This is a genomic window from Alteromonas sp. 5NW40-0090 (assembly GCF_057552975.1).
This window is the reverse complement of record NZ_BAAJLT010000017.1, coordinates 66363-89258: the sequence shown is the minus strand read 5'-3', so window position 1 is coordinate 89258 and position 22896 is coordinate 66363. Positions and strand designations below refer to the sequence as shown.

The 22896-nt window shown below is 42.9% G+C and carries 17 protein-coding genes; 15 read left to right on the top strand and 2 right to left on the bottom strand.

Annotated elements, in window-relative coordinates:
* The first annotated feature begins 223 nt into the window (after nt 1-223).
* The 15 genes from AC27KT_RS19115 to AC27KT_RS19045 all read left to right on the top strand — a co-directional run bounded on the left by AC27KT_RS19115 (nt 224) and on the right by AC27KT_RS19045 (nt 18666).
* A complete protein-coding gene (locus AC27KT_RS19115; protein ID WP_487132595.1) occupies nt 224-964 on the top strand; it encodes a substrate-binding periplasmic protein in 741 nt (246 codons plus the stop codon).
* Nucleotides 965-1163: 199 nt separating this feature from the next.
* Complete coding sequence (locus AC27KT_RS19110) at nt 1164-1580, top strand: HvfA family oxazolone/thioamide-modified RiPP metallophore (RefSeq protein ID WP_487132593.1); 417 nt, start codon at nt 1164-1166, stop codon at nt 1578-1580.
* Between the two features lie 150 nt (nt 1581-1730).
* On the top strand, nt 1731-2582 hold the full coding sequence (locus AC27KT_RS19105; protein ID WP_487132591.1) for an HvfB family MNIO-type RiPP peptide maturase: 852 nt from the start codon (nt 1731-1733) through the stop codon (nt 2580-2582).
* Complete coding sequence (locus AC27KT_RS19100; protein WP_487132589.1) at nt 2579-3343, top strand: HvfC family RiPP maturation protein; 765 nt, start codon at nt 2579-2581, stop codon at nt 3341-3343. The genes AC27KT_RS19105 and AC27KT_RS19100 overlap by 4 nt, the downstream gene beginning before the upstream one ends.
* 153 nt (nt 3344-3496) lie before the next feature.
* On the top strand, nt 3497-3619 hold the full coding sequence (locus tag AC27KT_RS19095; protein WP_256253717.1) for a hypothetical protein: 123 nt from the start codon (nt 3497-3499) through the stop codon (nt 3617-3619).
* A 22-nt stretch (nt 3620-3641) separates the two neighbouring features.
* Nucleotides 3642-4178, top strand: a complete 537-nt coding sequence (gene apt, locus AC27KT_RS19090; RefSeq protein ID WP_202942946.1) for an adenine phosphoribosyltransferase — start codon at nt 3642-3644, stop codon at nt 4176-4178.
* Nucleotides 4179-4219: 41 nt separating this feature from the next.
* Nucleotides 4220-7387 carry a DNA polymerase III subunit gamma/tau gene (gene dnaX, locus AC27KT_RS19085; protein WP_487132586.1) on the top strand — a complete coding sequence of 1056 codons (3168 nt, stop codon included), beginning with the start codon at nt 4220-4222 and terminating at the stop codon, nt 7385-7387.
* Between the two features lie 38 nt (nt 7388-7425).
* Nucleotides 7426-7752 carry a YbaB/EbfC family nucleoid-associated protein gene (locus AC27KT_RS19080; protein ID WP_014950049.1) on the top strand — a complete coding sequence of 109 codons (327 nt, stop codon included), beginning with the start codon at nt 7426-7428 and terminating at the stop codon, nt 7750-7752.
* Nucleotides 7753-8171: 419 nt separating this feature from the next.
* Complete coding sequence (locus tag AC27KT_RS19075; protein ID WP_487132583.1) at nt 8172-10733, top strand: HWE histidine kinase domain-containing protein; 2562 nt, start codon at nt 8172-8174, stop codon at nt 10731-10733.
* 4 nt (nt 10734-10737) lie between these two features.
* On the top strand, nt 10738-13152 hold the full coding sequence (locus tag AC27KT_RS19070; protein WP_487132581.1) for an EAL domain-containing protein: 2415 nt from the start codon (nt 10738-10740) through the stop codon (nt 13150-13152).
* Nucleotides 13153-13422: 270 nt separating this feature from the next.
* Nucleotides 13423-14370, top strand: coding sequence for a hypothetical protein (locus AC27KT_RS19065; protein ID WP_487132579.1), 948 nt, complete (start codon nt 13423-13425; stop codon nt 14368-14370).
* Nucleotides 14371-14375: 5 nt separating this feature from the next.
* On the top strand, nt 14376-14975 hold the full coding sequence (gene recR, locus AC27KT_RS19060) for a recombination mediator RecR (RefSeq protein ID WP_039222833.1): 600 nt from the start codon (nt 14376-14378) through the stop codon (nt 14973-14975).
* A 235-nt stretch (nt 14976-15210) separates the two neighbouring features.
* The gene (htpG, locus tag AC27KT_RS19055) at nt 15211-17133 is read left to right on the top strand and encodes a molecular chaperone HtpG (protein WP_487132577.1); all 1923 of its coding nucleotides are present in this window, start codon (nt 15211-15213) and stop codon (nt 17131-17133) included.
* A gap of 350 nt (nt 17134-17483) precedes the next feature.
* Entirely contained in the window at nt 17484-18128 is a 645-nt protein-coding gene (adk, locus tag AC27KT_RS19050; RefSeq protein WP_012519076.1) for an adenylate kinase, read from the top strand.
* 142 nt (nt 18129-18270) lie between these two features.
* The gene (locus AC27KT_RS19045; protein ID WP_487132574.1) at nt 18271-18666 is read left to right on the top strand and encodes an MAPEG family protein; all 396 of its coding nucleotides are present in this window, start codon (nt 18271-18273) and stop codon (nt 18664-18666) included.
* A gap of 493 nt (nt 18667-19159) precedes the next feature.
* On the opposite strand, the gene AC27KT_RS19040 is transcribed toward AC27KT_RS19045, so the two are convergent.
* Together AC27KT_RS19040 and lepB are read right to left on the bottom strand one after the other, a co-directional pair.
* A complete protein-coding gene (locus AC27KT_RS19040; RefSeq protein ID WP_487132572.1) occupies nt 19160-21754 on the bottom strand; it encodes a TonB-dependent receptor in 2595 nt (864 codons plus the stop codon).
* Nucleotides 21755-22202: 448 nt separating this feature from the next.
* A complete protein-coding gene (gene lepB, locus AC27KT_RS19035; protein WP_487132570.1) occupies nt 22203-22841 on the bottom strand; it encodes a signal peptidase I in 639 nt (212 codons plus the stop codon).
* Between the last annotated feature and the right edge of the window lie 55 nt (nt 22842-22896).

Here is a 22896-nt window from a genome sequence, read left to right as displayed (position 1 = left end):
TTTCTGCAGAAAGAAAAAGTTGGGGTCAGAGTCACGACTCTGACCCCATTATTTGTAGGGCTTGCTTCTATAGCGCTTCTTTCAAGAGTTCGAAACTGTACCGTAAAGTATTTGATACCTGCTTGCGTGTATTGGTTTCTTGCTCATCTATCTTTTAATTACTAGTTTTTATATAAAGAGTTTCACGATAGAAAAGGCTTCAACTTTTAGATAGTGTTTTTTAATGTACTTAAAAATTAGTTTTGCTATTGCCTTATTGTTTCTGGCTAGTGTTGTAAATGGACAGGAAGTAAGCAAGCCGTTAGTTAAAGATAATACCATCATACTTGGGGTAGTTGAGTTTCCTCCCTTGGTTATCAAAGATAATGAAGGGTTTGGTTGTCACGGTGAGGCTGTAACGATTTCAAGGACAATACTCGAGTTAGTAGGGTATAAAGTGGTCGTAGAGTGCCCGCCTCCAGCTCGCCTTTTTAAGCGAATTCGACAAGGCAAAGTAGACATAACTCTCAATGTTAAGAGCACCAAAGCGTTAGAAAACCATGTCACTTTTGTTGAAAAGCCGTTTAGCTATCTATCGCTAGTCTTATTAACAAATACAAGCCTAGAGAGCAACAAGACTGTTGCTGCAATAAGAGGTTATGATTATGTTGGCTTAAGACAGGAACTAGCAGATGCCAACTTTATATTCTTTGATATGCCTAATAGCACTGATGCTATTCAACTGTTTCAATTCGGTCGCACAACGCACCTGGTAACTTACGAAGCACCATACCTCTATCACATAGACCGTGTAACCGATAATATCAGTGGTTTAACAGTATCAATACGTCGTGATATTCCAACTTTCTTTGCTGTATCTGACAAGAGTAAAAGGAAAGATGAATTATTGGAAAAACTAACAGGTCTATTTAAGCTTTCAGAAAGTAGTACGGTGATCGAACAAATTCAAACTATGAATAAGTAAGAGGGAAGTTACTTTATAAATGGCGAACTACTAGTGAGCGCTTTTGTGAACCTTAATAAATTCAAACAAAATCATTGATATAGAGTTTACTTGAAAAAAAGTTAATTTTTTATGAAATTTCATTGCGGGTAGGAAGGTCTTCTTAAGTACACGTGCTTACTGTACGTCAAACATGACTAACATTATTGAGGGTAGAACAATGAAACAAATCAAAAAATCATCAGTAGCGACAGCGTTGGGTGCAGTTGTAATTGGCTCTTTGGCGTCAACGGTTGCAGTAGCAGATGTAAATCCATTTGGCATGCAAGCACTAGAGTCTGGTTACAGCCAATTCGCTGCAGAAGGCAAGTGCGGTGAAGGTAAATGTGGCGGCGACAAAGCAGAGAAAGAAGGCAAGTGCGGCGGCGACAAGAAAGCTGACAAAGAAGGCAAGTGCGGTGAAGGTAAGTGTGGCGACGACAAGAAAGCTGACAAAGAAGGCAAGTGCGGTGAAGGTAAGTGCGGCGGCGACAAGAAAGCTGCTAAAGAAGGCAAGTGCGGTGAAGGTAAGTGTGGCGGCGACAAGAAAGCTGCTAAAGAAGGTAAGTGCGGCGAAGGCAAATGCGGTAGCATGTAATCGTTATTCAATTAACATTGTGTAGTGTGAGATAAAATGATGTAAGGCTACACGTGTTAAGGTTAGCAACAAATGGCTGTCGAATGATGGCCATTTTTGTCTAAAAACGAACGTTGCTATTGTTCAATCCCATGCCGTAAAGGGGAAGATATGAAAAACATCTGTGGCGCAGGTCTCGGATTTCGTCGGGAAATGCTTATAGAGCTTTCACCTACATTGCCATCTGAGGTCGATTTTTGGGAAGTAGCCCCTGAAAATTGGATCCCACTTGGTGGGAAGTACCAAGAACAATTTCAGCAAGCATCTTCGCAAGCTCCCTTTACAACGCATGGTTTATCTTTGTCTATCGGAAGTAGCGATAAACTAGATGTCGAGTTTGTAAAAACCGTTAAGCGATTTTTAGATGCAAACAATATTGCATTGTATAGCGAGCACTTAAGCTTTTGTTCTGGCAACGGTCATATGTACGATCTGATGCCAATTCCTTTTACTGAAGACGCAATTAAGCACGTAGTATCTCGAATTGTTCAAGTTCAAGATATTATCGAACGCCCTCTAGTATTAGAAAATGTCTCTTATTACATTGCACCAGGTCAAGAGATGGATGAGCTTGAATTTACCAAGAGCATACTAAAAGAATCGGGTTGCAAAATGCTTCTCGACGTAAACAATGTTTACGTAAACAGTATCAACCATAAATACGATGCGAAAGCCTTTATAAACGGATTGCCCTCAGACAAAATTGTCTATGGACATATTGCTGGTCACTATGATGAAGCTGAGGATTTAAAGGTCGATACCCACGGGGCAGATGTCATTGAGCCCGTTTGGGATTTGTTGGAGCACGCTTACCTCACTCACGGTGTATTTCCGACATTACTAGAGCGTGATTTTAATATTCCGCCGTTAAGCGAATTACTGGCAGAAGTGAAGAAAATTAAGCAAATTCAAGCGAAATGCGAAGCTGTTCGAGTGTCAAACGTTAAAGGAAGTGTCGCGTGACTCAGTCATTTCAAACCACTCAAAAAACGTTCGTTGATGCGATCAAAGACCCACAGACATTTGGTGATACCGACGCTGACCGCATTCGTCGGATGAAAATCTATCAGTCCCTGTTTTTTAACAACATTGATAACTTTGTCAGTACCGGTTTTCCAGTTTTAAAATCTATTGTGGTTAAGCAGCATGGCGAAAAAGGGTGGGAGAGTATGGTGCGTCAGTTCTTTATTGAGCACGAGTGTCGTTCCCCCTATTTTGCAGAGATAAGTAAAGAGTTCGTTGAGTACCTTTCAACAGAGCCAACTTTCGATATTACTCTGCCCGACTTTGCTGCAGAGCTTGCTCACTATGAGTGGCTTGAGCTTGACGTTAGTATCAGAAAAAATGAAGACAATGTTGAGTTCTATCAACAAGGAGATAACGTTACCGCAATCAGGGTGTCACCGTATGCATCGTTGGCGGCATACCAGTTTGAAGTCCATTTAATTGGTGAGGATTATATCCCAGAGCAACCTGCCCAAGAACAGCAGTTCTACGTTGTTTACAGAGATCGTGAGTTTGACGTTCAATTTGCTCATGTTAATCCGGTGACGGCTATTTTAGTCAACACGCTGGAACAAGTTGAACTGGGGATGGGAATAGAACAATTAGCTGAGTCGTTGTGCCAACAAATTCCCCAAATTCCTTCAAACGTGCTTATAAATGGTATGAACCAGACCCTTACTGACATGCTACAAAAAGGAATACTGCTTCCAGTATCCTAAGTAACCATTACTATTTACCTGCTTTATATTAAACTTTCGCCAGGATCTGGTCTGAAAGTGAGCGATCGGTCATATTAGCGCTGTCAATCGGGCTTGCTTTCGATTAACATTTAGCACCATTTTTTTGTTCACAAAATTGTTTAGGTAGTGCAAATGGCTGACAATTCAGATTTCAAAGAAGTCTATAACAAGTGGTACTTTCTAGCATCGCTAGTAACTCTAATCGCGTTCCCGTTGATGCATATCATCGCCGGCTGGTTCACCTTCTGGTTATAACGCAGACATTCAAGGCATAATTGTGACTGCAGAATATATTAAATCAGTAGTGAAAACCGTACCTGACTATCCAAAGCCAGGTATTTTATTTAGAGATGTGACCAGCGTTTTAGAAGATCACAAAGCATTTAGTAGCTGTATCTCGTTACTTGTAGAAAAGTATCAAGGTATGGGATTTACCAAGATAGCAGGTACTGAAGCGCGCGGGTTTCTTTTTGGTGCGCCATTGGCCATCGAAATGGGTATTGGTTTTGTTCCAGTGAGAAAACCCAACAAACTTCCTCGTGAAGTAGTTAGTGAAAGCTACGAGCTTGAATATGGCATGGATACATTGGAAATCCATAAAGATGCCATTGAGCCCGGCGATAAAGTGCTTCTTATTGACGATTTACTTGCAACAGGTGGAACGATAGCCGCTTCTGCAAAACTAATTCGTTCATTGGGCGGTGAAATAAATCACGCAGGTTTTGTGATTAATTTACCAGACCTAGGTGGCGAAAAGAAATTGAGTGCGCTTGATATAGAAAGCTACTCTATTTGTGAGTTTGAAGGCGAATAATCGCTATAAAGCATAATTAGCAAAAGGCGAAATACGTAATAATGAGTTATCAGGTACTAGCAAGGAAGTGGCGACCAGGCAAGTTCAGCGAACTTGTGGGTCAGGAACATGTTGTCTCTGCCATTTCAAATGCTTTGGATAACGATCGTCTACACCACGCTTATCTGTTTACAGGTACGCGAGGCGTAGGTAAAACCACAATTGCACGTATTTTTTCGAAAAGCCTTAACTGCGAAGAAGGACAAGGGGCAAACCCTTGCGGTCAATGTAACACCTGTAAAGAAATAGAGCAGGGCAACTACGTTGATTTGTTAGAGATTGACGCCGCATCAAGAACAAAAGTTGAGGATACTCGCGAGCTTCTTGATAACGTGCAATACAAACCCACTCGCGGGCGTTACAAAGTGTACCTTATCGATGAGGTACACATGCTTTCAAAACACAGCTTTAACGCGCTGTTAAAAACGCTGGAAGAACCACCTCCACACGTTAAGTTTTTACTGGCGACCACCGATCCTCAAAAGCTTCCGATAACCATTTTATCCCGTTGCTTGCAGTTTAACTTGAAAGCCATGTCTCGGGAGCAGATTGTTGGACAGCTGCAGCACATTTTAGAGCATGAACAGCTACCTTTCGAGCCACAAGCGCTAGCGCTTTTGGCAAGAGCCGCCCAAGGCAGTATGCGTGATGCGCTGAGTTTAACTGACCAAGCGATTGCACAGGGTGGAAATCAAGTGCTGGCATCGGTGGTAACCGATATGCTGGGGCTGATGGACAAGAACCAGTTGCTTAAAGTGGTTCATGCGGTGGTAAGTAAAAGTCCTGCTGATGTATTGCAATTAGTTAATGACATCGCAGAGCAAGCCCCCGATTATGACAACGTACACAGCGAATTGGCTAGCCTGCTACACCAAATAGCGTTAACGCAATGGGTGCCTGAAGCATGTAAGCTAGAAACCACATCGGCTAAAGCGATATTTCAATTAGCGAAAACTATTCCAGCAGAGCAAGTGCAGTTGCTTTATCAAATCGCGCTGCAAGGAAGAAAAGACCTACCGTTTGCTGCTGATGGAAAAAGTGCGTTCGAAATGACATTGATGCGAATGATGTCGTTTGCTCCAAACACCCCCATCGACGACACCGCAAGTGAGATTGAAAACGGGAGGAGTGAGCATAGTTTACCTGTAGATCATGCTTCTTCCAGTGGTGGTCCGGGAAACGTCGGTAAGCAGGAGGAAGCGCCGTTAAGCGAAACTTCTGCAACCAGTGTGCAGGAGGAAACGCCTTCACATCTATCGGTTGAATCTACCTCTGCTCAGTCGTCAGAAAGTGCGCCATCTACCCCTGATACACTTGCTACATCAATAATTGAAAAAGAGCAGCAAGAACAATCGACGTCTCCATTCGAATCACAGCAAGAGCAGGAAAATGCGGCCGCTGATGAAAGCGAGTTGAGTGGAAGTGATACTCTGTCGGCGCTACCTCATGCAGAGTCAGGTGCAACGTCGACTCAAACAACAGCACTTGAGCGTGATGCTTCACATGATGATGAGTCCGTAAAGCCAGCTCCAACTTCGTCTATTGAAGAACTACCCGTAGAAAACACCGCGGTACAAGCGGTACAAACAGAAAGCGTTGCTACAGAGCTTGAACCAACGCCAAGTGAAGTCAGTGCGCCCCATAACGAAGCCGTGCAACATTTCGATGGACCTCCGTTAGATGCGTACATGGACGATATGCCACCTCCGTCAGAAGGTGATGGCTCCTTAGGTTTTGAAGGTTTTCAAAGCGCTGATGGCTCTTATGACGCTGAGGGCTCTTATGACGCTGAAGGCTCTTATGACGCTGAAGGCTCTCATGACGCTGAAGGCTTTCATGACGCTGAAGGCTCTCATAACGCTAAAGGCTCTGACAAAAACAGCGAATCGTTGGCGCACGAGAACGAAGCGTCCTCATTAACCGCCGAAGAGCAGCTGACTTCTACGGCTGATATGTTGGCACTTCGTCAAAAGTTGAAGCAAAGAAAAGCACAAGACGCAGAGGCAAAAAGTACCAGCGCCGCAAATGCTAAGACCGAAAGTGCAAGTGATATTCAAGCGCGCTTTACCAGAAGTAAAGCTGAGGCTTTGAGTACTGCACAAACTGCACATGGAGTTAACAAGGGTAGCGATAATAGTGCAGGGCAGCCTAGTGCTGATAACGAAATCAAGAGGGGGGATTTAAACCCCGTTGGGCATGAAGACAACCGTGAGCTGCAAGACCATAGCCCTGAGCCTCTAAATAATAGCCTAGAGCTTAAAGAGAGCAGCCCAGAGCTTAGAGAGAACAGCCCGGAGCGTATAGATAGCGGCTCAGAACATAAAGATAATAGTGTTGCGCGCGGTGACACTCCTCAACTGGAAAGTACAAATTCAGGCTCGTCCTTAGGTAAAACTCTCGCGCATTCTTCTGACACTATGCAAACTTGCGAGTCAGAAAAGAATCATTCTAGCTCAAACCACACGAGCGACTTCTCGCTTGATGAATTTGAAGAGGATATGCCTTTTTCAAATGACGAATCTGAGGCGCAATCAAACTCGGAAACACCGGTTGAGGATATGCCACCTTGGGCTACTGATTACGATAATCAACCACCTCAACACGTTGAAGGTGCTGATTATGTTGAAGCGCCCTCAGATAGTAGCTCCAATTACGACAGTGCTCCAGATCAGATGGAAAGTGCGGGAGATCGGTCTTTTGCGCGGGATGCTCTAAATTTTGATACGCCGCTGAGCAGTACCTATGACGGGCAGTTAAAAGCGTACTTAAATGACGGAAGCAAATTAACTCACGCTAGCCAAATTGACGAATGGAGCAATCTAGTTGAGCAAATGCCAGTTGCTGGTCTACTCAAACAATTGGTGCTGCACGCATCTTTTTCTCGTACGGGCAATCAAGTGTCCCTTGAAATTGACCATAGTCAGACGCATTTATTAAATGATAGTGCGAAAAAGCAATTGGTTGATGCAATCCATCATGGGTTGGGTGAAAACGTTGAAGTAAATATCACGTTAGGTGAACCAGCATCTACACCTTTTGCGTTACAACAAGAGATTCATGCCATGCGCCATGCGCATGCACACTCGGTGATTAAAACCGACGATACAATTCAAGCATTGCTATCGACTTTCGATGCGTCAGTGCTAACCGATTCGGTTAAAGCGCGATAGCAAAATTATTAACACCAAAACGAAGCGAGACAAAAATTATGTTTAAAGGTGGAATGGGCAATATCATGAAGCAGGCGCAGCAAATGCAAGAGCGCATGCAAAAAGCACAAGACGACCTAGCCAAAATTGAAGTAACAGGTGAAGCGGGTGCAGGCATGGTTAAAGTAACCATGACGTGCAACCACAACGTACGTCGTGTAGACATTGATGAGTCATTGATGGACGACGACAAAGATATGGTTGAAGATTTGGTTGCTGCAGCATTTAACGACGCGGTACGTCGAGTTCAAGAAACTAGTAAAGAGAAGATGGGTGATGTAACTGGCGGAATGCCACTACCTCCTGGCTTCAAAATGCCGTTTTAGGCAAACTACATTACTCTAAGCCGTCTACTCTAAAGCTTGTTAAACCAGTTAAACAAGCTGAGCAATATAGAGGGCTAAAGTGCTAATAAAGCTCTGATTTCACATCAGAGCTTTTTTGTATCTATCACTTCATTGAAAGTTGGCAAAGGAAGAATTCTCTGCCATTCATACAGTACACCTTCCACCACTAACTTCTCAATCAGCCCTTTATTAGCAGCTGTGGATTAGCAACATATCACAAGCGTTGGTGAAAGTTTGCGCTAATATAAATAATTACGCATAAAAAGGTTTAGGTAAAGCTATCTGTAGTCTATATTTTATCTGTAGTTCTTTTAATTTTACATTTCACGTCCTTTCTCTAACTTACTAGGGTCAGGTTTTACCGGACTCAATTAAAGAAAGTGATTGGAACAGGAATAATGCACGACCAAACTAGCGAACTTTCATCATTAGTCAATCAATGCGATAAAGAACCGATTCATCTTCTAGGTCGGATACAAAGCCATGGATTCATGATCATCGTCGATAAAGCGGGTATCGTTACCCATTTTTCCGAAAATCTAGATAGCTTTGCTAATGTATCTGGCGACAAACTTCTCGGTTATACATTGTGGGATTTACTTGATCGGAAACTGGTGCACGCTATACGTGGCGCGCAAAGCCAGGCAATGATCCTTGGCAAAGCAGCTTACCTGCATTCTGTATCAATACCCCATTGTAAAGACACATTCGACCTGTGCATTCATCAAAGTGCCGAACACCTTATTCTTGAATTTGAAAAATTAGAGAGTTCAGGTAAGTACGAAGGGGTTATCACAGCATTAATGACTCAGATATCGATGTTTCCTGAACTTGAAGATCTTTATCAAGGTTTAGTTGAAAGCGTGAGAACGGCGACTGGACACGACAGAGTAATGCTCTATCAGTTTCTAGCAGACGGTTCAGGTGAGGTGGTTGCAGAGTCAACAACTAGCGACATGGCTCCATTTTTGGGGTTGCGTTACCCAGCGTCTGATATCCCGCGACAAGCAAGGCGGCTCTATAAGAAGAGCCTCATTAGAACCATCACTGACGTTAACGGTGAAACACACCGCATTATTGGAAAAGATAGTGAGGGTACATCCCCCATAGATCTTTCACTCTCACGCCTAAGGGCTGTGTCTGAAGTACATATTCAATATCTTAAAAATATGAAAGTCGGCGCTTCTATGTCGATATCACTCATTGTTGATGGTGAGTTGTGGGGGTTGATCGCATGCCACCATAACACCAAAAAAATCATTCCGAGTCGGTTAGTTTCACAGCTAGAACTTTTTTCAGAGATGTTCTCACTAGAATTGTCAAAACGGCTAGTGAACGAGCGTATAAGGGTAAGCGAAAAAGCGAACTCAACATTTGCGCGTGTACTTAGTAATTTATCACTGGGTAGTTCATTAAATAATGCAATAGTAGAACAGCTTCCATTATTGAAAAGCCTAATTGAGATAGATGGAATAGGTTGTATTTTTAGTAGTGAATATTCAAAGGCGGGCTCTGCGTTTAGCTCACGAAAAATTAAACGGCTTATAAAGATACTCGCTGAATTACCTGATGAAGAAATCCATCAATTTGACAATCTAGCTGCGATTGACGATGACTTGGTTGATGAAAATGTGGCTGGCGTTTTGGCGTTAAAGATTTCTAGTCAGCCAATGGACTATATTTTTCTTTTCAGAGATTCAGTGGTTAAGGAAGTGTACTGGGCGGGTAATCCTGAAAAGCGCGTTGAGTTGAAAGAAGGTAAAGAGATACTTACTCCACGGGCAAGCTTTGATAAATGGATAGAAACCAACGAATCGACTGCAACTCCGTGGACTACGCTGGATATTGAACGCGCTAAATCGATCAGACTTGGGATAATGGAATTGACCATTCGCCATCTGCACGAGAAAGAGCAACTGCAACGTGAAGCGAAAAAAAGACTCGAGTTACTTATTGGTGAGCTAAACCACCGTGTTCGCAATATCTTGAATTTAGTCAGTGCGATTATCGGGCAGACATCACATAACAAGAAAGATATTGATGAATTTGTGGTTTCGTTATCGTCAAGAATATCCGCACTTGCTCTGGGCCATGACCAGCTCACTCATGCCTCATACAATAGCGTAAGGTTTAAAGAGCTACTTAATAATGAGCTTAAAGCCTACATGATCAAGGAATCATCTTTTAAGATAGAAGGCCCTGATATACGCATTTTACCTTATGCAGTAACGCCTATAGTGCTTGTTTTCCACGAGATGATTACCAATGCAGCGAAGTACGGTGCGTTAAGCGCGACCAGTAACGATGGAAAAGTAGCGATAACTTGGGAACTAGACGAAACGGGATGCACCATTAAATGGGAGGAGCTTGGCGGGCCACCCTTACATGGCTTAGGCGAGGAAGGGTTTGGAATGACGGTCATAAAATCCGTTATTCCCCATGAACTTAAGGGACAGGCATCACTTAGCACCAAAATTACTGGGCTCAACGCAGAGTTCCTAATTCCTAGTAAGTTTATAGAGTTAGGTAAACGAGGCTCAGAGAAACGGGAGGAGGCGAATGGTGGGCTGCCTCAAATAGCGCCTTCAAGCAAAGCTGAAAAAGTTCTCACAAACGCCTTTATCGTTGAAGACAATCTACTCATCTCGCTTGATCTTAAGAAGCATCTTAAACAGTTGGGAATTGATAAGATTGACATTTTTGGTGATATCAGTTCAGCAAGAGCGGCATTGGCCAAAGTTAAACCCTCGATGATGTTTTTAGATGTTCATTTAGGAAATGAAAATACCTTTCAGTTGGGCATTGAAATACAAAAACTCTCAATACCCTTTCTTTTTATTACGGGTTACGGAGCAGCAATAGAGTTGCCTGATGAGTTAACTGGTGTGGACATACTAACCAAGCCCGTCGACACAATATTGCTAAAGCGTTCTATCGAAGCTTTCGGTTTTAAGGTGTAAATCAGTGACTGACAATACTAGCCCTGTGATACTTGTTGTGGAAGACAATTTAGTTGAAGCGATGAATGTAAAAAATGCGCTTACTGAAGCCGGTATGCAGGTGTTAGGCATAGCAAAAACAGAAAACGAGATCTACTCATTCGTTAAAAAACGGGTTCCCGATCTTGTTTTGATGGACATTGGCTTGGGGGGAGTCGATTCTGGTATCGATATTGCTAAAAATGTCACGGAAAGGTTTCGAGTGCCGGTGGTGTTTAGTACTTCCTACTGCGATGACACGACGATTTCTAACGCTCTCGAGATTTCCCCTTATGGGTATCTCGTAAAACCCTATGGTGTGCTTTCGCTAACCACAACTATTCAAGTTGCGCTGGAAAGAAAAAAAATAGAAAAAGCGCTCGCTGCTTCTAACAGGCGTTTCGCTATGGCCTCAAAAATTGCTAGGTTGGGGGTGTTGGAAGTTGATGCCTCTACGCAATCTGTGGTCATTGAAAGCGTGGAGAACCTGTTTGACTTTCCTCGCAAGATGCCAATATCCGAGTTTCTTTCTTTGTTTCCTGAAAAGAAAGAAGCCGAGTTAAAAGAGGCGATACACTTAAAGTCGAATTATCTTACAACCTTACAGCTAAAAATTAATGGGCTGCCGACTAAATGGTTTCAAGTTGTCCTTTCCGATGTAGGGTGGAGTGACGATTATGTTCAAATTGGCGCCATACAAGATATATCGATTTTGCAAAGTACGCAGGCGAACCTAAGTGTTGCAGATAAGATTGTAAGCGAAATTAAAGAAGGCGTCTTAGTATGTGATGCGGATGGATTCATAATAAAAGCCAATAAATCTTTATGTAATATGCTGGGCACCAATGCCGAAAAGCTAATATCCACCCATATTAACAATGTATTTCCTAGAGAGCGAAAACACGATCCGCGTCCAGATTATCTTATTGATGGCTTTAGAACTGAGCTTACTATCGTGAGCGAAGAGCGCAGGTTTCATTTGACCATGTCGGTAACGTCGTTTGATGTTGACGATGGTGAAACTAATTTTGTTGCTATTCTCACCGATGTTTCTGAACTTAAGTCATCAGAAAGTCAACTCAAGTACTTAGCATTTACAGACGCGCTCACAGGCGCGGGAAATCGAAACCTACTCAACAATATTGTTGAGACTTTTAGTGAATCTTGCGAACCATGCTCAATTATATTTGTAGATATCGATGAGTTTAAGCTTATCAATGATACTCACGGACATGAAGTAGGCGATGAGATACTTAGAGCTTGTGCAAGCCGTTTCAAAGCAACCTTGCGTGATAATGACAGCGTCGTTCGATTTGGAGGCGACGAATTTGTTATTGTGACGAGTACTGTCTGTCACAAGCTTTTAAGCAAAATGACATCGCGCTTATCCCATTCGTTAAAAAAAATATTTAAAACCACTTCAGGTGACTTTCATATTACTGCAAGTATTGGCGTTGCATCATCTAACGAAAGTATGTCGTCGACTGACTTACTGAAAAATGCTGACATTGCGATGTTTTCTGCAAAACAGAACGGTAAAAATAGTGTTGTCACCTTTGATGAAAGTCTTTCAAAAAACATTGAATATAGGCTTTTCATTCAACAAGGTCTTAAAAGCGCAATTCAAGGCAAACAAATCGCAGCTTTCTTTCAACCTATAGTTGGTGAAAAAGGTGAAATTTTAGCCGTAGAGGCCCTAGCTCGCTGGCACATTCCAAGTCATGGCCCTATCAGCCCTGACAAGTTTATTCCTATAGCGGAGCGTACAAAACACATTCACGATATCGGATTGTTAATGTTAGACGAGGTTTGTTTTGCATTGAAAGCATGCGAAACATGGGGGTTTTTTAACATAAAATTCAACTTGAATATGTCTGCAGTACAACTACAAAATGATGGGGTTGTAGGGCTGTTCGCTGAGCGCTTGGATTTCCACAATATTGACCCCAAACGAATAGTTGTCGAAATAACAGAATCTACGCTTCAAAGTTCAAAGGCAAGAGAGGTGCTTATTAAAATTAAAGCGCTTGGCGTCATCATTTCCATTGATGATTTTGGAACTGGCTTTTCATGCATATCAGAATTGGCTGATGAAACGTATGATGCGATAAAAATTGACCGTTCTCTGTTACCCGCTTTTCCGCTAAAAAGTAAACAAGAAAAACGCAGGGCGTTAATTATCGAAAATGTGGTTTCGATGTGCGTCAAACTGGGCATGCCATGTACGCTCGAAGGATTGGAAACTGTTGAACAGGTATTATTTGCCAAAAAAATTGGTGCTAAAGCTATGCAAGGGTATTACTTCACTAAGCCATTGAGCTTAGTCGACTTAATGGAGTATCTGCAAGCAGAACAAGCGTCGACACTTATTGATGTTACAGATCTTGCCGAAGAGAAGTAACGAAGGCGACCGGTAAAGCTGAGATGAATCTGTTTCAGATGTAACATTCTGCTTTCTTTAAATCTTTTCAAACGAGCAGAGTTCCAAGCTTTATTTTTCCATCGACAGAACCTTATCTATAACATTAAAATATCCCTTCACTTTGGATTGGTCTTTTTTCTGAGCTGATTCGTTAAATTATTCGTTTTTTATATCCCAGTGCTCTGAGAATTATTCTTAATAAAAGCGCAGGAAAATATCTAACCAATAACCCTGAATAGAGGTTTTGTAGTGCTAAGGAAAGGCTTAGTTATCACCACGGTTCTTTTGCTTCCCATTGCAGCCGTGTTGTTTTTTATGAGTGTTCACGAACTGTTTAAAATGAAAACGGTCACGGTAGACCCAAAACTCAAAGAAATTTCTGGAATAGAGTTCGACAAATACAAAAGACTGTGGGCTATCAACGATAGTGGTGACGGTCCGATCCTATACATGTTGAACAAAGATGGCAGCATCGAAAGAGAGATTACGGTTTCAAACGCAAAAAACGTTGATTGGGAAGACATGACGCAAAATAGTTTTGGTCATTTTTTTCTAGGAGACTTTGGCAACAACGACAATAAACGCCGCTGGCTCACTATCTATAAAATCGAAAACCCCATTGATATAGAGGGCGATACAACTAAAGCAGAGATTATAAAGTTCACCTATCCTGAAATGGGTAAAGGCAGAGTGAAGCCCAAAGACAAAAATTACGATTTAGAAGCCTTTGTAGAATACAAACGTCATTTATACTTATTCACCAAAAATAGAACTAAGCCATTTGATGGTATTACAAAGCTATACAAAGTGGGCGACCATGCTGCGAATTTTGATGCACAGTTAATAGGCGAATTTAAAACCTGCACCACTCTTGAAAAGTTATGTTGGATCACGTCTGCTGCAATCAGTCCTGATAGAACAAAACTAGTGCTGCTTGATTCAACGAGCTTATGGCTTTTTGAAAACTTTGAAGGCGACAACTTTTTTAGCGGTGACGTTTCTCGTATCGATCTTGGCGTAGTAACACAAAAAGAAGCCGTAACGTTTTATGATGATAATACGTTGGTGTTTACTGACGAAGAGTACAAAGGATTGTTTGGCGGCAATGTATACGAAGTTAAACTCGACCAAGTGAAGCGGAACGTGATTAAATACCGCGAAAGCCCGAAGCAAACCGAACAAAAACCTAAGCAGTAAATAATATGAAGTTTAGCCCGTTACTTTCAGAATTAATTCAGGCATTAACCTGTTTACCTGGTGTAGGAAACAAAAGCGCTCAGCGAATGGCATTTCATCTATTAGAGCGAAATCGTACAGGCGCTATCGATTTAAGCAACGTGTTGCATAATGCCATGGAGCACATTCATCATTGTAAGCGCTGCAGAACCTTTACCGAAGATGAACTATGCGATATTTGCCGCCACCCAGAAAGAGAAGCTAGCGGGTTGTTGTGTATCGTAGAAAGCCCTCAAGATGTATTGGCAATAGAACAAACGCTTAGCTACAAAGGCCAATATTTTGTATTAATGGGGCATTTATCACCTATCGATGGTGTCGGGCCTGAAGAAATTGGTTTAACAGAGTTGGAGGCGCGCTTAGCGGCAGGTGGAATAAATGAAGTAATTCTAGCCACCAACCCAACCGTAGAAGGTGAGGCCACGGCGCACTACATTGCTCAGCTATGCACAAGTCACAATGTAGACGCTTCTCGCATTGCTCACGGGGTACCGGTTGGGGGAGAACTTGAATACATTGACGGTAATACCCTTACTCACGCTTTTTCAGGCCGCCGCAAGCTATAATTAAGATTCAGAGCGTTTTTAGCATAGCAAATGAAGCGCTCTTTTCTCATAATATCGGCTCCCCACTTCAAAGCTAATCTCATTCAAATCGTTCGTTAAACCGTCGTTAGCTGCTTTTTCTTAAAAAAGTTTACTATCAGAAAATAAATTTTCGCCCTAAGCGTTGAAAAGTACGCTGAGTGACCTTACCTGATTAACATCAAACGTGATCTATTCAACGAGGAGATATTGGATTATGGCTGAAGCAGCCCAGAAAGAAACCCACGGTTTTCAAACAGAAGTAAAACAGCTTCTTCAACTGATGATTCACTCTTTGTATTCAAACAAAGAAATTTTTCTACGCGAGCTTGTCTCTAACGCAGCAGACGCTGCGGACAAACTGCGCTTTCGCGCATTAGAAAATGACAGCCTTTATGAAAACGATGGTGAATTAAACGTCAAACTTAGCGTCGATAAAGAAGCGAACACGGTCACGATTACCGATAACGGTATTGGTATGACTCGCGATGAAGTCATTGCTAACTTAGGTACCATCGCCAAATCTGGTACTAAAGACTTCTTTAGCAAGCTCTCTGGCGACAGCGCGAAAGACTCGCAGCTTATTGGCCAGTTCGGTGTGGGTTTCTACTCAGCGTTTATTGTTGCAGATAAAGTGACAGTTCGCACCCGTGCGGCTGGCGCTGATGCCTCTACTGGTGTTGAATGGGTTTCAGACGGCGAGGGTGAATTTACCATCGCCGAAATAAACAAACCTACTCGCGGTACAGAAATTACGCTCCACCTTCGTGAAGACGAAAAAGAATTTGCCGACACTTGGCGTCTACGTTCAATTGTAAGCAAATACTCAGACCACATTAGCATTCCTGTACAGATGTGGAAAGATGAAGTGCCTGAGAGTGAAGGTCCTGATGGCGAGAAAATCGAAGCTCAGCCTGGCGAGTGGGAAGTGGTTAACAAAGCCACCGCGCTATGGACTCGTGAAAAGTCTGATATTAGTGATGAAGAATACAACGAGTTTTACAAGCACATTTCTCACGACTTTGCAGACCCGCTAGCTTGGGCGCACAACAAAGTAGAAGGTAAAACTGAATATACCAGCTTACTTTACATTCCTTCTAAAGCGCCTTTCGACATGTGGAATCGTGACCAAAACCATGGTCTCAAGCTCTACGTTCAACGCGTTTTCATCATGGATGACGCAGAGCAGTTTATGCCGACTTACCTACGTTTTGTTAAAGGTTTGCTAGATAGCAATGACCTTCCGCTTAACGTGTCTCGTGAAATTCTTCAAGACAACAAGATTACCCAAGCACTTCGTCAAGGTTGTACTAAGCGCGTTTTACAAATGCTTGAGAAAATGGCGAAGAATGACAGCGACAAGTACCAGTCGTTCTGGAACGAGTTTGGTAATGTACTAAAAGAGGGTCCAGCGGAAGACTTCAGCAACCGTGAGAAGATTGCTGGTCTATTGCGCTTTGCGTCAACACACGGTGAATCGGATGCACAAACGGTTTCATTAGCTGATTATATTGAGCGAATGAAAGAAGGTCAGGATAAGATTTACTACGTGACTGCAGATAGTCTACAAGCGGCGAAGTCTAGCCCACACCTTGAAATTTTCCGCAAAAAGGGCATCGAAGTACTGCTAATGGGCGAGCGCATTGACGAGTGGCTAATGTCTCACTTAACTGAGTTTAATGAGAAGCAATTTGTTTCTATCGCCAAAGGAAACTTAGATTTAGGCGACTTAGAAGACGAAGAGTCTAAGAAAGCCCAAGAAGAAGCTGAAAAAGAAGTTGAAGGCGTACTGGAGCGAGCGAAAACAGCACTTGGTGACAAGGTTGTAGACGTTAAGTTTACGCACCGTCTAACTGACTCGCCTGCGGTTATCGTTGCTGATGATAACGGCATGACTACGCAAATGATGAAGTTGATGCAGGCGGCTGGCCAGACGGTACCAGACGTGAAGTATCACTTTGAACTTAATCCTGAGCATAGCTTAGTTAAATTGCTTGCCGACACACAAGATGAAGAGCTATTTAATCAGTGGGTAGGCGTATTGTTCGACCAAGCTGCGCTGTCAGAACAGGGCAGTTTGAAAGACCCGTCTACGTTTGTTCAGAACTTGAACACGTTGTTAATGAAGTTAGCTAAATAACCGGGTGAACAATAAGGTTTACAACTAAAAACGGGCGTATCGCCCGTTTTTTTATTTCTACCCATAACAATAGTAAGTTTGCTAGCTTTAATGTGCTATATTTTGACGGGTTAAGTTTTCAAGTTAATCACTTAAGACTCTTAGAATTCACATTCTTAAAAAGACGAATCGAGGGGCATCTGACCAACAGACATAGGCTGAAATTTATAAAAGTGCCTATAAGCTGAACATATATTCGCCATTAGTCTTAAGATTAACTTTACGGTACTCCTTACACTTGTCACTACAGTGTTGAATGTGTAAAGTGCCCGAAGTAAAAAGTTCAAAAATCATAAGCGGAGAACGCACTCATGCGAATCATTCTTCTCGGCGCTCCTGGCGCTGGTAAGGGCACACAAGCTCAGTTCTTGATGGGCAAATACGGCATTCCACAAATCTCAACAGGCGATATGCTTCGTGCTGCGATTAAAGCAGGTACAGAGCTAGGTCTAGAAGCTAAACGTGTAATGGACGAAGGTAAGCTAGTATCTGATGAGATTATCATCGGTCTGGTTAAAGAGCGTATAGCACAAGATGACTGCAAAGACGGTTTCTTGCTAGACGGTTTCCCTCGTACTATTCCGCAAGCCGATGCAATGAAAGAAGCAGGTGTTTCTGTCGATCACTGTATTGAGTTTGACGTTCCTGACGACGTAATTGTTGAGCGCATGGGCGGCCGTCGTGTTCACCCTGCATCGGGTCGCGTTTACCATGTTGTTTACAATCCGCCTAAAGTGGAAGGTAAAGACAATGAAACAGGTGATGACCTAATCGTACGCGATGACGATAAAGAAGAAACCGTTCGCAAACGCCTTGCAATTTACCACGAGCAAACCAAGCCGCTTGTAAATTACTACAGCGCCGAAGCTGAAGCTGGAAACTGTGAGTATCACAAACTTGATGGTACCCGCCCAGTTGAAGAGGTAAGTGCTGAATTAGCTGAGCGTCTAGGCTGATCGCCGACAACGTTTACAAAAGGTCGCTTATGCGGCCTTTTTTGTTGCTTGTAAGTTGATATTGGATAACGTTTAATATCACTCACAAAACGTACTTACTAAATCAAACAACACGTTAAAATTATAACATGTGGAGTAGACCATGGTTTTGCCAATCACGGCGTTTTACGCCAGCCTGCTGGGTATTTGTTACCTGTATTTGTCGTTTTTAGTTATTGGGGCCAGACGTCGCCACCAAGTAGGTATTGGAGATGGCGGTCATGAAGACCTTATTCGTCTGTCTAGAGCTCATGGTAATTTCAGTGAATACGTTCCTATTACGCTCATCATGATTGCTTGCTTTGAAGCTAATACGGGCCAGATATGGGCCGTTCATGCCTTAGGAAGCGCTTTGCTTTTCGGTCGTGTTTTTCACGCTTATGGACTAGGGCGTCACTCAGGCGTAAGCTGGCAGCGCTTTGCGGGCATGATATTAACGTTCTTAGCTATGTTGTGCGCCGCAATAGGTAACCTTATACTTATTCACTTTGGTATGTAAGTTCAATATTTACCGCAGATTCGTTCATAAAAAATGCTAGCTAAACGCTGGTATTTTTTATGGTTAACATTAAATAGACTGAGGCTCGAGTTTTTAACGCAAACGCATAGTCAAAAATTGTTTGATAATCGGGTATAGAGAACAGGTCAGCGGAGCGTGGATCGATAATATCATAGGTGCTTTTGCAGGAGCCGTTTATGGCGCGGCTTTAGCAGGCGGTGGTAAAAAAGAATGCTAAAAGCTTTAATTATTATTAATACTAACAATTTTCTACACTTTTTTACTAAAACGAAGATTCAACGTAAAGATGATGGATGCTTGGCAAGCCGAAACATTAGGCTCCGAGATGTTGGTATACGTAATGATTGCTTTGCCTGTTATTCTAGCGTGGCTTACTACGATTCTATTTGGATTTCTGTTTCACTAAACAGCAGATAAAAAAGCGCTCGTGGCAAAATAATGCCAGCGAGCGCTTTTTCTTTTGAGCTACTTTTTAGAAGCGATAAGTTAGTTTAGAGTACACAAAACGGCCACGCGGGTTGTGCACGCCGCCTACATAACCGTAAAGGTCGCTATCACCATTACCGATGGCGAATGGTGGCTCTTCATCAAGTAGGTTGTTTGAACCAATAACTAAGCGAAGGTTATCGCTATAGTTGTAGCCAATCTGTAAGTCTACCAACATTTGTGAATCAACGGTTCTTGATGTGTTTTCTTCAAAGTCCAATACACCATCGAAATTAATGTCTGGTGTATCTTCAAACTCACCAATAAAGCTGATATTCAAGTTGGCATCAAACGCGCCTTTTGACCATGTTGTACCGAACAACCAGCGGTGTTCTGGATAACCGTACTCGCCTGTGTAGTCTAGACCGTCTTTTTCAAACTCGTTCATATAAGACCAATCTAGGTTAAAGCGCACGTTACCGTATTCTTGAAGCTCCATGCTGTAATTAGCACTGAAGTCTACACCAGAGGCTTCTTGCGACGATACGTTTTGGTAAGTGTTGAAAATTTTCTGAATAACACCTAGCGACTCACCTTGCTGTGGGTCTAAACGAACACATATCGTACTGTCTTGGTTATTACACTCTGCATCGTAAACAAGACCGAACTGTTGTTCGTCGATTTTGTTGTCTTGGGTGATGCTCCAAACGTCAATACTCAAACCGAGCTCTTGAATAGGTGCGTAGATAACACCCACGTTCCACGATTCTGACTCTTCCGCATCTAGGTTAGGGTTACCCGCAAACTCGATGTTGTAATCTAGCGATTCACAATCTTGACCAGTTGCATCACAGCGATATTGGTCTACAAAGAATACGCTTTTCTGTGATGGGCCAAGACCAACTTGTGCAAGTGAGGGTGCTCTAAATCCTTGTGCCCATGAACCGCGCACTGTCACTTCATCGCTTGGTGCCCAACGCAGCGCAACTTTAGGATTGGTGGTGCTGCCAAAGTCACTGTAATGGTCATAGCGGCCAGCTAATTGAAGTTCTAGCTCGTCTGCCAAAGGAATAGAAAGCTCTAAATATGCCGCGTACTGGTCGCGTTCTGCTGAAGCTGATACTGACTCAGTACCAAAGATCAGGCCGCGTTGAAACTGAACATCAGGAACGTCAGATACCTGTTCTTCGCGATATTCAACGCCAGCCGCCATCATGACTACGTCATCACCAAAATCAAAGGCTTCGCCCGTAATGTGTGCATCTACACTGGTCATGCGAGATTCACCACGACGCACTAGGCTGGTGGTAATTTCATCAATAACGCTTTGCGGATTAGTTACGCCGCCAAACGGGTTATAGTTACCAAGATCGATTTGTTCTTGTAACCAGTCAACGCGAACCCAGCCCTGTGACTGATCACCACTTTGTTCTGAACGGCTGCGACCTTTTTGTACCGATGCTTCCCAGTCGTAATCATTGAATGTACCGCGTAATCCAGCGACAAGGCGAAGGGTATCTGACTCGATATCCCAACGGCGAGCACCGGCATCAACAGGGCGGTAGCGACCAATTTCTATATCTTGCCCAAACGGGTTGTTCGGGTGAGTACCTGGAACGGTTAAGCCCGCGTCTTCGTCAAGCGGGGTTGCTGCGCCACCTGCTTCAGACGTATTGTGCTGCATAGCCACTTCCATAAACGCTGTGGTTTCATCGCCAATTTTGTAATCAAATTGACCGATGAAGCCTACACGCTCCGAAGCGGGGATGGTAAGACCGAAAGGGCCGTAGTCGAACAAGCAACTGCCAGAAGCCGTAGCGCTATCTTCTGGGCAGTCTGGGTCGATGGTTTTGACGCCATCTACATAAAAGTAGCCAGGATAACCACGGGAAGAGCGAAAATCCATACCACCATAAGGCGATTGATTTGCTGTACCAAAACGTCCCATTTCATCAGCACCTAGCGTGCTGTTGTTGAAGTAGTCGATGATCACAGTAGCGCTGCTTTTTTCGCTTTGAGAACCCCATAGGATGCTCGCCGTGGTCTCGTCATAGCTTGGGCCTGTGGTGCCGCCATAGCCCGCGTTGATCTCAAGACCCTCATAGTCTTTCTTAAGCACAACATTAACTACACCTGCTACCGCATCAGAGCCATAAATAGCCGATGCTCCATCCTTTAGGATATCGATACGTTCGATAGCAGATACTGGGATAGAGTTAATATCAACAAATGAATTAGTGATACTTTCTGCGAACGCACTGATTGCCACGCGGCGACCGTTAATTAGCACCAGTGTCGCGTCAGGGCCCATGCCGCGAAGCGATACTGCTGCCGCACCATTTGCGGTTGAGTCTTGGCTATTGTTACGCGTTGAAAAGGTTCCTGCGCCGGTAGCAGGCATGCGCTCCAGTAGTTGCTGAAGGTTTTCATAACCCATGCCTTCAATCATAGTGGCATCAATTGACTGAATGGGTGAGGGGCCCTCCATATCTGTGCGCTTAATACGAGAACCGGTAACTGCAATTCGTTCAAGGTTGGCTGCTTCTTCGTCAGCTTGCTGTGCATACGCAGGAGAAAGAGAGGTTATTCCTGAAAGTGCTAATCCCACTGCAATTGCACTTACTTTACGACCTTGTTTCATTGTTATTTCCTTATTGTCCATTTTACTTGCTGTGTGTTTTCGCAACATAACATGTTGCAATTTTATGAATAGCACTCCTAATACTAAAGTTGCAATAGGGGGAATTACGAAAGATGTGACACTTAGTTACAAAGTGTGTAAAGGAAGACTTACTTTTTGCGTTAACTTTGTGCAATTTCAGATGGGTGAAGTGAAAGTGAAATTTCATCTAAGCTTTGAGTTATAAGCTTTTTGGTCTTGTATAAGGTTTTTCTTAATTGCAGAAGAATACGCCAATACAGGCGTATGATTTGTAATAATTTAAAGGCTATCCAATAAGTCTACATTTATTTTTATATGCGAGAACGTGGTTGTATTTATAGATTCGACTAGCTTATTGGTGATGCTAAATTGAACGCAAGTAAAGGTCGTCAGATAATAAAGACTAGGATAAATGCACCGAAACGGCCTATTTCAGCGCAGTAAAAAACCTATCTTTTCTGGGTAAATACATGTTGTGTTTGTCTACAGAGAACGCCACAGACGTCGCTTTACCTTGAATCTCTTTAATTGGGATAAAACCATAGTAGCGAGAATCTACGCTATTGTTTCTGTTGTCTCCCATAGCAAGAACATGCGCTTTAGGCACAGTAACTACATTAAAACTTTTTGCAGGGCTCGGTATTGGATTAAGCGCAATAGTGCGGTTGTGCCCAAGGATATCTTCGGAATATACCTGGTTATTTGTCGTGGTTAATTCTGCTTTTTCATCGTTTATAAAAAGGAGGTTATTTTTTAATTCAACTTTATCACCCTCAACAGCAATGACTCGCTTAATGAGCCTTGTGCCAGCGGCATTGCTGTCGATAATAACGATATCTCCGCGTTTGATATCACCAGTTTGCGCAATAACGACATCGGTAAAAGGAAGCTCTAGTGTGTATGCCGATTTATCAACAACCACTCGGTCCCCGACCTTTACAGTTGGCTCCATAGAGCCGCTGGGAACATGGTACCAGTCGGCTACGCTGCTTCTAAACGAAAAAAGCATAAAGATAAATAGAATAAAAGGCAGGTTGTTTTTCACGCTTTGTTTAATGTTTTTCAAAATCGGGTTCTCGCAGTTATTAACTTGCAGATTTATTCAAAGGTTTTGAAGTCTT

Bases quoted from the DNA above. Each gene is read 5' to 3' on its own strand.
- AC27KT_RS19115 (WP_487132595.1), top strand. From the start codon at position 224: ATGTACTTAAAAATTAGTTTTGCTATTGCCTTATTGTTTCTGGCTAGT.
- AC27KT_RS19110 (WP_487132593.1), top strand. From the start codon at position 1,164: ATGAAACAAATCAAAAAATCATCAGTAGCGACAGCGTTGGGTGCAGTT.
- AC27KT_RS19105 (WP_487132591.1), top strand. From the start codon at position 1,731: ATGAAAAACATCTGTGGCGCAGGTCTCGGATTTCGTCGGGAAATGCTT.
- AC27KT_RS19095 (WP_256253717.1), top strand. From the start codon at position 3,497: ATGGCTGACAATTCAGATTTCAAAGAAGTCTATAACAAGTGGTACTTT.
- dnaX (WP_487132586.1), top strand. From the start codon at position 4,220: ATGAGTTATCAGGTACTAGCAAGGAAGTGGCGACCAGGCAAGTTCAGC.
- AC27KT_RS19080 (WP_014950049.1), top strand. From the start codon at position 7,426: ATGTTTAAAGGTGGAATGGGCAATATCATGAAGCAGGCGCAGCAAATG.
- AC27KT_RS19075 (WP_487132583.1), top strand. From the start codon at position 8,172: ATGCACGACCAAACTAGCGAACTTTCATCATTAGTCAATCAATGCGAT.
- recR (WP_039222833.1), top strand. From the start codon at position 14,376: ATGAAGTTTAGCCCGTTACTTTCAGAATTAATTCAGGCATTAACCTGT.
- htpG (WP_487132577.1), top strand. From the start codon at position 15,211: ATGGCTGAAGCAGCCCAGAAAGAAACCCACGGTTTTCAAACAGAAGTA.
- adk (WP_012519076.1), top strand. From the start codon at position 17,484: ATGCGAATCATTCTTCTCGGCGCTCCTGGCGCTGGTAAGGGCACACAA.
- AC27KT_RS19045 (WP_487132574.1), top strand. From the start codon at position 18,271: ATGGTTTTGCCAATCACGGCGTTTTACGCCAGCCTGCTGGGTATTTGT.
- AC27KT_RS19040 (WP_487132572.1), bottom strand. From the start codon at position 21,754: ATGAAACAAGGTCGTAAAGTAAGTGCAATTGCAGTGGGATTAGCACTT.